The following is a 12951-nucleotide window of genomic DNA, read 5'->3' as shown; positions in this document are numbered from 1 at the left end:
AAGTCCTATTCAAGCATTCTTTGAGGAAGTGTTGCAGTTAACTTGACAATCTATCAAACAAAAATAAGGAGCTATGCTACTTTAGCAAAACTCCTTATTTTCCAAGCAATAAATCTCTATATGGTACTATACATCTAAATTCAACAAGTTTATCAATTAAATAATGAACATCACCCTCACCTAAAAGTTCTTGCTTTTTATACTGATCTGTATAAGCTGTAAACTCTAGCCTATACCTATTTGAATCAATATCATAAACACTTAAAGCCCCCTTAAAATCCGAATAAATATTATTATTAAAAAACTTAGTCCAACCTCCACTTCCACTACTCATTTCAACCACTTCAAACTCACCATATGCAAGATATGTTATTTTTAAAAGCTTAGAACTAACAAACTCTGTATCCATAATTTCAAGTGCTTCTCTTTCATTTTCAAGCCAAGTCATATTATCTAGTAAAAAGGTGAAATAATTTTTATCTCCATCAAATAATTTTATAAACTTCTTTTTCTTTTTAACAATATTTGTACTTATTGATTTTTTCATCTTTTCATTTAAACATTCTAATCTATCCATACTGCCATCCTTAAAACTATTCTCAACTTATTTTATTCTTAAATCACCTAATTATATTCCTCTTAACTTTAAGATAAATTTAAAAATCAAAAAATAAGAACCATATTTAATATAACTTTCCAAATAACTGTTATGTCCAATTCTCTAAGTTTTTTACCTTTTAATCCATAAAATATTTTATATTCTCTATTGCTAGCATAGTTTGAAATAAATTTATTCCGCTTGTAAAATTTCTTTTAAACTTACTTTTGATTCTCTTATATAACTATTTCTATAAAATGCTATCGCAAGCTGTATGAGCATAAGACACCAAATAATTGGTTCACATATTATAACACCAAAATAGCCTAGCTTTGGAATAACTAAAAGTACAAATAATATTTTCACTATAAACTCTATAACACTAGAAAATAAGGGTAATACTTTCTCTCCTATTCCTTGAAGTCCATTTCTATAATTTAAAAGAATTCCAAGTACTGCATAAAAAGCTGCATTAACCATCATGTATTTTGAACCAATACTTATAAGCTCTACATCACTTGAACCTGAAATTACTCTCATTAATATTGGTGCAAAAATAAGCGAAATAATAGTAACTATAACCCCTAAACTCAGTTCTGCTATATTAGTTAAAAATATAGCTTTCCTAATCCTCTTTCCTTGATTTGCTCCCTTATTTTGAGATACAAAAGTTGCAAGACTCATTGACAAAGCAATTATTGGCATCATAGCAAATCCTCCAACCTTACGCGCGGCTGTATGTCCTGCTATTATTATATGTCCAAATCCATTAATACTTGTTTGAAGAACTACAGTCCCAACTGATACTATAAGCAACATTACTCCCATTGATAAACCTTGTCCTAGTAAATCTTTATATAAAGCCTTATCAAATACAAAATGTTCTTTCCCTGGCATTAAAACCTCTGTCTTTTTAAGAATATAAAGTATACATAAAACACCTGATATTCCTTGTGCTACGACTGTAGCCAAGGCCGCACCTTTTATACCCATATCAAAACTTGTAATAAATACTATATCTAATATTATATTTATTACTGATGATATTATAAGAAATATAAGTGGCATCATACTATTCCCTATAGACCTTAAAAGCCCCGCTGCAAGATTATATAAAAACATAACTCCAACTGACATTGATATTACATAAATATATGAATATGACTCTTTTATAATATCTACTGGTGTATTTACAAGTTCTAATAATGGATATAAGAAAACTTGTCCTATTATCATCATTACTATAGTAAGACCCACACCTATAACAAGTGATGCTGCAACTGATTTTTTAACAAGCTTTTTATTATCAGACCCATAAGCCCTTGAAGTAACTATACTAAGACCATTACCAACACCTAATGCAAATCCTACCAAAAGCTCATATATTGCCCCACTAGAACCTATTGCTGCAAGGGATGTTTCCCCTAAATAATGACCAACTATCATTATATCTATAGTATTGTACAATTGTTGAAATAAACTAGATATTAAAATCGGAATCGCAAATATAATAAGCGTCTTTAGAATATTTCCCTTTAACATGTCTACATTTCTACTAAACACTAGATTTTCCTCCTTAAAATTATTAACTTTTCACCTATCTTCAAATATTTTACTAAACTACTATATCAATAGATATATCTAATCCTATCTTTCTAGAATTTTTACATTGCATCTGAATTTTGTATGCTTAATTTAAAAACTATTTATAAACTTATTCCTTTAAATATATATCTAAATATAACATTGCTATATCATATTTATTGTTATCTCTTTTACTAAGTTCTTCATTTCTATTTAAACTTTGAAGTGTCTTAATATTAATCATATTATACTTTCTATAACCATTTTTATTATCCTTTTTTGTGCTAACTAATCCCTTCGCCTCATAAAATTTTAAAGTATCTCTTAAAAGTCCTAAAAATCCTGCTGTTTCTCCTATACTCTACAACTTCCTTACCTCACCTACTTTATTCTCAAATATATTTTACCATAATTATCCACACACAAACATATTTAACCTCAAAACATTTTTTCTTTATTTATATCAAACTTAACTTTTTATTGCTAAAAAAATAATTATTTTACTATTTCTTAATACTTTGCTATCTTTACCTTTATTTCATCATTAATTTATTAACATATTTTCAAATAAAAACTTCTATTGTCTTGGTGAAAATCAAATTATTAATCTATAATACAACTGATGCTAAGGAGATGATAAATTTGAAACTGTTTCAGAAATCAAAAGGAATTTTAGGTTTAATTATTATAGTTTTAATTATAGGTATTAGTCTTTATAATCTTGTTAAACCTAAAGGAGAAATCCCTAAAACAATTATTTCACCACCTAAAATTATAACTAATCAAAATATTCTGCCAGTAGAAAAAATAGCCTATGGTGCTATTAATACAAACATAAAAATATATAATAAAGAAAATCCAAATATTATGTATGCTACAACAACTTATGATTCTACTAAAACGGATAACAGAGATATTATTTTATTCTACAATACTGTAATTAAAAATAATAAATATAAATACTTCACTTTAATAGATGGATCTAAATCTATTGAATTTGTGAATTCATCAGGTGATACTTTAAAACTAGGTAATATAAACTCTAATTTTAAAGTTACTAATCCTACATTTATCGGTAAAATAACCGATAGCGTCATTCACTGGAAATCTGCTTCTGTATAAAATATTTCCATATTGAATATATTAATCATGAGGTGATTAATATAAACTCTAATTTATTTGAAGTAGCAATTGCTACTAGTATTTTATCAGTATCGCTATTCATAATAATAAGATTTATCACTAATTCATTTAAATAATTCATTACAAAAAAGACCACTAGAATTTTAAATTCTTGTGGTCTTTTGTCATATTTAATAAAATAACTTCTCAAATTAATAGATAAATCATATCTATTGACCAAAATCTTTTTGCTCTAAACCCACATGAATACTCTCCATAGTTTCTTTCCAAATCTTAGTTGGTGGTCCACCACCGCTTAAATGTTGTGGCTTTGGAATATCTTCTCCAGTCCAAACAGCCATTGTATAGTAAGGAGTTGCACCAACAAACCATACATCTGTATTACCATCTGTAGTCCCTGTTTTTCCTATCTGATAGTTATAATTATTCATTCTTGCCCCCTTACCTGTTCCATGAGGTTTATTCATAACCCCCTTTAACGTATCTATCATTAAACGAGATGCTTCAGGATTATATACCTCTGTAATTTCATAATCATTTTCATATATAACTTCATCAGTACCTCTTTTTTGTATTTTTATAATATTGGTAGGTTCTTTAAAATCTCCACTATTAGCAATAGTTGCATAAGCAGAAGCCATTTCTGTTGTTGTAGCTCCTCTTGACATCCCGCCAAGTGCTAAAGGTGGGTATTCATCCTTTGTAGAAAGATAATCAAATTGCATTTTCCCAAGATACTCTAATGCATTCTTCTCACCTATTTCTTGTATTAATCTCCAAGGTATTGTATTAATTGAAATCTCTGTAGCATAACGAATTGATACATCTCCCTTATATCCACCATACCAATTACTTGGTCCACCAGGTATGTATCTATCTTCTATAATAGACTCAGGATAATATCCTCTTTCAAAAGCTGGTGTATAAACTAAAATAGGTTTTGAAGTAGATCCTATTTGCCTTGCACCAGTGCTTGCTCTATTAAAATAATTGCTCTCTTCATTTCTTCCCCCAATTATCCCAACAACTTCTCCTGTCAAATTATTTATAAGAGTTGCAGCAGCTTGTTTTGAATAAATTCCAGACTCCGTTGTTTGAGTATACCCAGCCATATGCTTATTCAAAATTGCCTGCATATCCTCTTGCATCTTTGTATCAATACAAGTTTCTATTTTGTATCCTCCAAACATTAATTTTTCATAATTTTCTTTATATATGTCATTATAAGAGTTTCTATACTTCTCTTCTTCCTCTATACTATCAAAAGTATATTTAAATTCAAATCCATTGTACTCCATAAATTTTTCAGTTGCCTCTTTAACAGCAAAACTTATAGCATAATCAGTTATAGTATTATCATAAACAACTTCAGATACATCAAGTTCAACACCTTTTTCTAATTCAGCATTTAACTCCTCCTGTGTAATATATCCATTTGTAAACATATAATTTAAGACTATATTTTTTCTTTGAATTGCATTTTCAGGATTTTTGATAGGATCATAAAATGTTGGGTTATTAGTTACTCCTGTAAGCACCGCAATCTGAGAAATAGAAAGTTCTGTTGTACTCTTCTGATAATAATACTTAGATGCACTCTCTATTCCATAGCACCCATAACCAAAGTATATATTATTTAAATAAAACTCCATTATATCTTCCTTGCTATATATCTTTTCAAGTTCTCTTGCTATTACCATCTCCTCAAGCTTTCTCCATATTACCTGATCTTGAGTTAAAAATACATTTTTCACTAGCTGTTGCGTAATAGTACTTCCGCCTTGAATATCTCCACCTTGCAGCATTCTAACACCAGCTCTCATTAAAGACTTAAAATCAACCCCATCATGTTCATAGTATCTTTTATCTTCTATAGAAATAAAAGCCTTCATAACATTAGGATTAATTTCCTCGTATTCTTTATACTCATATTCCGCTGTTTTATGCTCAAAAATAAGTTCTCCATTTTTATCTAAAATCATTGTATTATACCTATTATTAAACTTAGACTCATCAATGTTCATTGCTTTTTGAAGTCCATTCTCTATCGTAGTTGCTATTTTATCTTTATTTTGCAAACATATAACACCACCCACTACCACAACTGACATTATAACTAGCAATAGTATTACTATACTAGTTCCTATAAAACTAAAAAACTTTTTAATTATTCTCATAATTTTTCCCTCTCACAATTATCCCCACTTTCTAACAAATTCACTTTGTTATCTTTTGTATATTTGTCCATATTTATTTTATTATTTGTTTTTATGATTTATTCTAAGTTTAAATTCTTGTAATAAATAATTACTAATTATATGTATATTCGGATACAAGAAAAAAGCCTAATAACCTTTATTATTAAATCATCAACTTCAATTAATCATAATACAATTGTAAATAGGTGAATTAAAGTAAAAATAACTCCCCAAAGATGACTTTTGGGGAGTTTATTTTAATTATATTCTACAAAAAATTTAAATAACCTCTTATCTCCCAATAATATTTCTAACCATAGACTATTTCTTAATATTTCTGTAAAATCAAAAGAGCATTAAATATACTTATTAACGTTAAAATATAAAATATTTCTATCTTACACTTAAAGGAGCTAAATTATGAATTTAAATAAACTTGAAAATAATCTACTTGAATTAATAAATAAAAATGAAGAGGGAACTTTTCCTCTTACAGAAAAAATAGCTAATAATGATAAATTTGTAGAAGTAACTTTTATTTATAAACCTGAAGCAGAAGTTGAAAATATTCTTTTAGTTTTGCCTATCGGGGGTAAAAAACTTTCTAAAAATCTTATGATTAATATAGATGGTACAAATATCTGGTATAAAAAATATATAGCTAGAAATGATATAAAGTTTTTATATTACTTCTCTGTTAATGATTCTCTTGATGTTAGAAAGCCTAGAAACTTAAATGAACTTTCACTTGATACTCTTAACCCCAATTTTCTAATATTTAATGGAGAAACTAAACTTTCTTATCTAACTATGCCAAATTGCAAAGAGAATCCTTTAGATAAGATGGATAAAACTCCTATAGGTCAGTTAATTAATGAAGAGATCTATAGCTGCTACTTAAATAAAAATATTACTATAACTACATATCTTCCACCTTTATTTGATGAAAATACTGAATATGGTCTAGCTTTATTTACTGATGGCGATGAGCATATAGAACTTTTATCTGCAAATATAATCCTAGATAACTTAATATCACAAGATAAAATAAAACCCATGATAGGTCTATTTGTAGATTCTAATATGGAGCGTTCTATTGAACTTAGATGTGATAAAAACTTTGAAAGTTTTGTTATAAAAGAACTTATTCCTTTTATAAAAGAAAAGTATAAAATATCAGAAAATCCAAAAGATAATTTAATATCTGGATTTAGTCTTGGTGGACTTACTGCTGGATATTTAAGTTTAAAACACCCTGATATTTTCTCTAACATACTTTCTCAATCTGGTTCATATTTCTTTGAAATGACTAAAATAAAAAAGTTAATTTTAGATTGCAAAAAGAAACCTAATATTTATTTAAACTTTGGAGCATTAGAAAATAAGGAAAAGGTTATTAATAGTAATAAAAAGATTTATGCTATCCTTAGAAAAAATAAATTCAAAGTAACTTGTCAAGAATTTAAAAGTGGACATGACTATTTATCATGGGGAGAATATTTAACTCATGGTTTACTAAAACTTTTGTCTAAGTAATAAAATCATATAAAAAATAGCACTTACAATTTATAGATTTTTATAATCATCTATAATTGTAAGTGCTATTTTTATATTATAATCCTTGTAAATATATATTGTTTAATTCATTTACTCTAAGATAAGTTTCTTTGCCTGACATACTATAATAAGCTAGTTCTTTACCTATTTCAGTATCTGAATTTTTCTTAGCTTCAGTTGCCACCTTATCTTTATTTGCTATCCATGATGTTTGTTCAGTTTGTAATTTTTTAAATGCTTCTGGTTTTAAAACAACCTGAAGAACACTATATTGCTCACGTGAAATACCCACCACTTAGCCTAAAGGCTTGAAGTCGGGGCTTCGTATAATCCTGTCTAACCATTAAGGTAATTATTTTACAGACTATCAGTTTCCAACGCTATGGGTTTTTTTAGGAAAACCCTTCCCGTATAACCTACGGTACTGCAAGCTTAAGACTTGCGTTTGGAAACCTATAACTATATTATAACAAAATTCAGGCTATAAATACATGGGAATGCTTAACGTTTAGCTAAAGCTACGTCGATTCATCTCACCACCTACCTACGGTTGAGGATGTGAGAATTCTCTCAAATTTAGTTAAATCATGGTAATTTTACAGATGCAATGAATGATTATAAAAAAATTACTAATCAAGAATATCTAAATGAGAGTAACGAACTAAAAAGACACATTGATCTAAGTGTTGCAAATCAGAAAAAATTAGATAGTGCACAAGCATTATATGATAACGGTCAATATGCAGAATCAAAAAAAGCACTTGATGAATTATTAAACTGTGAAATACCTCTTCTTAACCAACTTTGTGAAATATCAGAACTTCAAAAGCTTGCTAATTCTCAAATTAAACCAGAGCATAGTAATGAATCATTTACTTATGATGTTGCACTTGGCTATTTACATAACTGTCTAGGTTCAAAAGCTAATGACTATAATTTTGAATTCTTCCAAGAAGATAGTTTCAATGGTATAAAGCAGATATACATTTCATCAAGTGGAAAAAATGATCCACCGAATGGAATGATATATAGAGTTGATATCAAAGGAAATATTAGAGAAGCTGGCTAAAATTTTATACTTAAAAGGCAATGTTAAAAATTAATTTAACATTGCCTTTTTTATAATTAAACCATTACTTCAAATATATTTTTATTTTCCATATTATATTTCTTTTCTAGATACTCTTTATTCTTATTAAAGTTGAATATTAACAGATAGCCTGTATCAAGCCATTAAATTTTAAGCAAGAAATTCTTTATTATCCCTCTACTAAATGGAGTAAATGATTCTCTATATTTCATTACTGCAATTTCTTTCAAAACATTACCACGCATTGGATATGGTGTCATAATACTCAAAAATTTAGTTATTTTAAGTTTCATTTCAATCAATATACTTAAAGAATGAATTAATTCATCTGCTGCAGAACTAATAATAGTTGCTCCTATAACTCTTTCTTTTTTATCTAAAATTATTTTTATAAACCCCTCTTCATTATCAATCATGAATCTATCTGTATTATCAAAATTCACTAATATTTTTTTTGAAAATAAGCCTTCTTTTTTAGCCATTTCTTCAGTTAACCCAGTATGTGTAACTGATGGAATCGTAAATATAGTCCATGCAACCTTTTTATAGTTAGCTTTAATTGGAATTTTCAGCACTGCATTTTTTGTAACTATACTCGCCTCATAACCAGCCATATGAGTAAAAGCAAACTTTCCAGTTACATCACCACATGCATAAATATTCTTTATGTTAGTTTTCATTTTCAAATCAACATTTATATGTTTTTTATCATTCATAGCTATGCCTAAGTTCTCTAGCCCTAAATTTTCTGAATTAGGAATTCTACCAGTTGACAGTAAAATTTTATTTACTCTTATAGTTTCTTTATTATTATTTTCTCTAATAAGCACATCATACTCATTTCCAACTTTAGTTATACTTAATACCTCAGTGTTCATATGGAAAGTTAAGTCCTTGCTCAATCTCTCTAACATATACTCTCCAACTTCCTCATCATCACTAGTAAAAATCCTCTTATATTTATTTATAATATGTACATTAGACCCTAAATTTGAAAAACCTTGTCCAAGCTCAAGCGCGATTGGCCCCGCACCTATTACTAAAAGTTTCTTAGGTAACGTTGTTAATTTAAATATATTTTCAGAAGTAAGATAGTCTATATCTTCTAACCCTTTTATATCTGGAATGAAAGGTCTAGAACCAGTCGAAATAACAATATTCTTACTAGTATAAACCTGACCATTTATTTCAACTTCATGATTAGAAAGTAACTTTGCATCACCAAGTAAAACTTTAATTCCAAAACTCTCAAACCGTTCTTTAGAGTCTTTAGGTTCAATCTTTTCTATTGATTTTTGTACATAGTCCATAACTACTTTTAAATCAATTTCTTCAGTTGTCGTATTAATACCCATTTCAGATAAATCCGTATTATTTTTAACCGCATGGGATATTCTTAAAAAGGCTTTACTTGGAACACAACCTGTATTTAAACAATCTCCACCCATTTTATATTTTTCAATAAGTAATACCGACGCTCCTAATCCAAAACACGATGAGGCTACTGTAAGGCCTGCACTTCCAGCCCCTAATACTATAAAATCAAAGTTATATTTCATGTAACTTCCTCCAAACTTTTAGTAAAATAAGATATCAATAATGATTCTTACTTATCTATTTCGTATAGTTTACAACCAAAAGGTATCAAAGGTCAAATTAAATTTAAATAACAAAACATATACTTTTTACATCTTTAAGAAACTATTCTAATCTCAATAATTTCTTCATAAAATATCCATACTCTATTGGTTTAATATATAATACTCTTCATATTTAATTTTTTATAAAATAAAAAACTATACTTCATAATTTAAAGTATAGTTTTAACACTCAAACTCAAGTATTTGATTACTTCACCTAAATTCTCAACGTATTTTATTTCCTTATTATCTAATTTAATTAAATCTCTAATGTGTAGCACTTTAGCCCCTGATTTTATCGCTGCCTCTATCCCTGATTTTGAATCTTCAATTATTAAAGTATTTTCCTTATTTTCACTTAACATTTCCATTGCTTTTAAAAATATTTCAGGATTAGGCTTTCCCTTTTTAACCTCTTCACCTGTAATAATATAATCAAAGTATTTTTTTATATTAAATTTACTTAAATCTCTTTTTACTCTATTCCTTCTAGCTGATGTTGCTAGCCCCACCTTGTAATTATTATCTTTTAAGTATTCTAATGTTTCTATCACTCCTTCCTTTAATAAATTCGCTTCATTTTCAATTCTATAATCTAATCTTTCATCTTTTAATCTATACATTTCATCAATTGGAAGTTTTACTCCAAACTTAGAGATATAAATTTCTTTAACTTTTTCTCTGCCTCTGCCCATACAAGAAAGATAATCTTCTTTTTCTAATACATACCCATATTCTTTAAAAATTTCTTGCCATACTTCTAGATATAATCTTTCTGTATCAAATATTACTCCATCCATATCAAAAATCACTACTTTTATCTCCAACTTTTAGATACCTCTGCTATATGCCTTTGGTAAATAATCAAGTTCAATTCCTCTTTTTTTAGCTTCATTTAATACCCAGTATGGTTCTCTAAGTAAAACTCTACCAAGGAATATAAGCTGCGCTCTATCATTTTCTATAATTTCTGTACCTTGGTCCCCAGTTGCTATAAGTCCACCTGCAATTACTGTAATACCACAGTTTTCTTTAATATACTGAGCCTCTGGAACTTGGTACCCTGGGTAAACATTTATAACTGCTTCTGATACTACTGCACCAGTACTGACATTTACTAAATCAATACCCTCTTTTTTTAATATATTTATTATTTGTGCCATTTCAACTTTAGTATTTCCACCATCTACATAATCTTTTGCGGAAACTCTTATTGCAAGTACTTTCTCTTTTGGCCAAACTTTTTTAATTTCGTTTATTACTTCTACCGCAAACTTTGTTCTCTTCTCAAGACTTCCACCATACTCATCTTCTCTTTTATTTGATAAAGGTGATAAAAACTCTGAAATTAAATATCCATGTGCCCCATGAATTTCTATAAAATCAAACCCAGCTGCATTTGCTCTTTTTGCACCTTCTCTAAAGGCAATTTTAACTTCTTCTATTTCTTTTTTAGTCATTTCTGTAGGCTTTTGATATTCATCACTAAATTCCATAGCTGATGGTGCTATAATCTCTTCACTTTCTATAGAACACTTTCTGCCTGCATGACCAAGTTGAATCCCTGCTAGTGCACCATATCTTTTTATTCCATCCACTACTTTTTTAAGCCCTTCTATTTGACTATCATCCCAAATACCAAGGTCTTTATCACTAATTCTACCTCTTCTTTCAACTGCTGTTGCTTCAAGTATAATAGCCCCTACGCCACCAATACTTCTATTTGTATAGTGTACATAATGAAAATCATTAACAAGTCCATCATCCTTTGCTACATATAAACACATAGGTGCCATAACTACTCTATTTCTGAAATTTAAATTCTTTAATGAAAACTCTTTAAAAATCCCTTTTGACATAATAATCTCACTCCAATTCAAATTAATATATAATTATTTATTATACTCTTAAAATTAAAAATGATGTAGGTTATATAAACTTTTTAAAGTTTAAGTTACCAAATATTTATATTACTATTAAATGGCTATTTTACCTTTATTTTAATGATACACTTACTTAAAAGCAGGTAAAAAGTTCATAAAATAAAGGGGGCCCTTATGACTCTAACAAAAACAAAAAAATTACTAGGAACTCTTGTAAATAATCTTTTCACATTATTTCTATATGTAATAGTAAGCATTTTATTTATATCAATGTTCTTCTTTTTAAATCTAAAAAATATAAAGATATTTTCTTCACTTATAATTTTCACTTTAGCTATCCTTACATTAATTAGTATTATAAAAGCTATTATCGCTATTAAAAATAAAAAAAGACCTAAAGTATATTTTCTTATATTAAACCTAGTTTGTATATTATTCTTTGGTGTAATGCAAGATGCGGTAAAAGACTATTATATTGATAAAGATACAAATTTAAAGTTTCTTCATGTTTTTTTAGATGAGGATGCTATGGCTTATAAAGAAAGTCTTGATAAATATGAATATAAAAATGTAATTATTTATCATGATGGTATAGATGCAAAAAACTTAAAATATATTGAATCTTGTATAGATAAGGCAATAGATAGGTCACCTGAGATTTATACTGACCTAAGCCATGAAAAACTTAACTTTATACTGCATCCTCATTTAGAAAAATATTTATTATCTAATGAGGGTAACTATGCTGATGGATATTTTAATACATTTGATAAAACTTTAAACATGCCATTTTTTGAAGATTCAATAGTTGATGAAATATTTGAAAGTGTATTTATACATGAATATAATCACTATCTAATTGATAGACTTAGAGTCACAAATAAAGTTGATACAAATGCTCTCCCAGGCTGGTTTGATGAGGGTGTATCAGAGTTTTTTGCCTATGGAGATGATTTTTCTAATATTATGCTTGAGTTTTTTGATTATGGTAAACTCGATGAATATGATGACTGGAATCAAACTCTTAAAGAAGGATATAATCCTTATGCGCAAAGTCATTATACTATTTGTTATTTAGTTCAAAAGACTAGTGTTAAATCACTTGAAAATATTATAATAAATTCTGGTAAATTAGGTTTTGAAAAATCTTTTGAAAATGAAGTTGGTATGTCACTTCAATCATTCTTAGATGAATGTAAAGATTTATTTATAGATCAATTTTATATCCAAGAAGGAAATATTATAAGTTAATTATATA

12 protein-coding genes are annotated in these 12951 nt (G+C 27.9%); 4 read left to right on the top strand and 8 right to left on the bottom strand.

Annotated elements, in window-relative coordinates; translation table 11 throughout:
- Positions 1–94 precede the first annotated feature (94 nt).
- From Q0V24_RS12590 to Q0V24_RS12580, 3 genes are all read right to left on the bottom strand, one after another.
- Complete coding sequence (locus Q0V24_RS12590) at positions 95–577, bottom strand: hypothetical protein (RefSeq protein WP_297522024.1); 483 nt, start codon at positions 575–577, stop codon at positions 95–97.
- Positions 578–790: 213 nt separating this feature from the next.
- The gene (locus Q0V24_RS12585) at positions 791–2161 is read right to left on the bottom strand and encodes an MATE family efflux transporter (RefSeq protein ID WP_297522022.1); all 1371 of its coding nucleotides are present in this window, start codon (positions 2159–2161) and stop codon (positions 791–793) included.
- 151 nt (positions 2162–2312) lie between these two features.
- Positions 2313–2540 (bottom strand): MerR family DNA-binding transcriptional regulator, encoded by a 228-nt coding sequence (locus tag Q0V24_RS12580; RefSeq protein ID WP_297522026.1) that lies wholly within the window; start codon positions 2538–2540, stop codon positions 2313–2315.
- A 284-nt stretch (positions 2541–2824) separates the two neighbouring features.
- Here Q0V24_RS12580 and Q0V24_RS12575 point away from each other — a divergent pair, with 284 nt between their 5' ends.
- On the top strand, positions 2825–3304 hold the full coding sequence (locus Q0V24_RS12575) for a hypothetical protein (RefSeq protein ID WP_297522020.1): 480 nt from the start codon (positions 2825–2827) through the stop codon (positions 3302–3304).
- Between the two features lie 230 nt (positions 3305–3534).
- Here Q0V24_RS12575 and Q0V24_RS12570 read toward each other — a convergent pair whose 3' ends face one another.
- Positions 3535–5502: a transglycosylase domain-containing protein gene (locus Q0V24_RS12570; RefSeq protein ID WP_297522018.1), complete on the bottom strand. Its 1968-nt coding sequence runs from the start codon at positions 5500–5502 to the stop codon at positions 3535–3537.
- A 441-nt stretch (positions 5503–5943) separates the two neighbouring features.
- Here Q0V24_RS12570 and Q0V24_RS12565 point away from each other — a divergent pair, with 441 nt between their 5' ends.
- Entirely contained in the window at positions 5944–7059 is a 1116-nt protein-coding gene (locus tag Q0V24_RS12565; RefSeq protein ID WP_297522016.1) for an alpha/beta hydrolase-fold protein, read from the top strand.
- Between the two features lie 76 nt (positions 7060–7135).
- Here the strand turns inward: Q0V24_RS12565 and Q0V24_RS12560 are convergent, their stop codons facing one another.
- Positions 7136–7375 (bottom strand): lysozyme inhibitor LprI family protein, encoded by a 240-nt coding sequence (locus Q0V24_RS12560; RefSeq protein ID WP_297522014.1) that lies wholly within the window; start codon positions 7373–7375, stop codon positions 7136–7138.
- A gap of 312 nt (positions 7376–7687) precedes the next feature.
- Here Q0V24_RS12560 and Q0V24_RS12555 point away from each other — a divergent pair, with 312 nt between their 5' ends.
- On the top strand, positions 7688–8149 hold the full coding sequence (locus Q0V24_RS12555) for a hypothetical protein (RefSeq protein ID WP_297522012.1): 462 nt from the start codon (positions 7688–7690) through the stop codon (positions 8147–8149).
- 164 nt (positions 8150–8313) lie between these two features.
- Here the strand turns inward: Q0V24_RS12555 and Q0V24_RS12550 are convergent, their stop codons facing one another.
- The 3 genes from Q0V24_RS12550 to namA form a co-directional block, all read right to left on the bottom strand.
- On the bottom strand, positions 8314–9729 hold the full coding sequence (locus tag Q0V24_RS12550; RefSeq protein ID WP_297522010.1) for an NAD(P)/FAD-dependent oxidoreductase: 1416 nt from the start codon (positions 9727–9729) through the stop codon (positions 8314–8316).
- A 251-nt stretch (positions 9730–9980) separates the two neighbouring features.
- Positions 9981–10622 (bottom strand): HAD family phosphatase, encoded by a 642-nt coding sequence (locus tag Q0V24_RS12545; protein WP_297522008.1) that lies wholly within the window; start codon positions 10620–10622, stop codon positions 9981–9983.
- Between the two features lie 18 nt (positions 10623–10640).
- Positions 10641–11669, bottom strand: a complete 1029-nt coding sequence (gene namA, locus Q0V24_RS12540; RefSeq protein ID WP_297522006.1) for an NADPH dehydrogenase NamA — start codon at positions 11667–11669, stop codon at positions 10641–10643.
- A gap of 198 nt (positions 11670–11867) precedes the next feature.
- Between namA and Q0V24_RS12535 the strand changes: the two genes are divergently transcribed.
- Positions 11868–12944: a hypothetical protein gene (locus tag Q0V24_RS12535; RefSeq protein WP_297522004.1), complete on the top strand. Its 1077-nt coding sequence runs from the start codon at positions 11868–11870 to the stop codon at positions 12942–12944.
- Positions 12945–12951 lie beyond the last annotated feature (7 nt).

Origin of the sequence: uncultured Clostridium sp. (assembly GCF_947039605.1) — a bacterium.
GTDB lineage: Bacteria > Bacillota > Clostridia > Clostridiales > Clostridiaceae > Sarcina.
The sequence above is the reverse complement of the archived record's forward strand: the minus strand, read 5'-3'. Positions and strand labels throughout refer to the sequence as shown.

Coding starts and splice junctions, on each gene's coding strand:
- Q0V24_RS12590 (WP_297522024.1), bottom strand. CDS start 577: ATGGATAGATTAGAATGTTTAAATGAAAAGATGAAAAAATCAATAAGT.
- Q0V24_RS12570 (WP_297522018.1), bottom strand. CDS start 5,502: ATGAGAATAATTAAAAAGTTTTTTAGTTTTATAGGAACTAGTATAGTA.
- Q0V24_RS12565 (WP_297522016.1), top strand. CDS start 5,944: ATGAATTTAAATAAACTTGAAAATAATCTACTTGAATTAATAAATAAA.
- Q0V24_RS12555 (WP_297522012.1), top strand. CDS start 7,688: ATGAATGATTATAAAAAAATTACTAATCAAGAATATCTAAATGAGAGT.
- Q0V24_RS12550 (WP_297522010.1), bottom strand. CDS start 9,729: ATGAAATATAACTTTGATTTTATAGTATTAGGGGCTGGAAGTGCAGGC.
- namA (WP_297522006.1), bottom strand. CDS start 11,669: ATGTCAAAAGGGATTTTTAAAGAGTTTTCATTAAAGAATTTAAATTTC.
- Q0V24_RS12535 (WP_297522004.1), top strand. CDS start 11,868: ATGACTCTAACAAAAACAAAAAAATTACTAGGAACTCTTGTAAATAAT.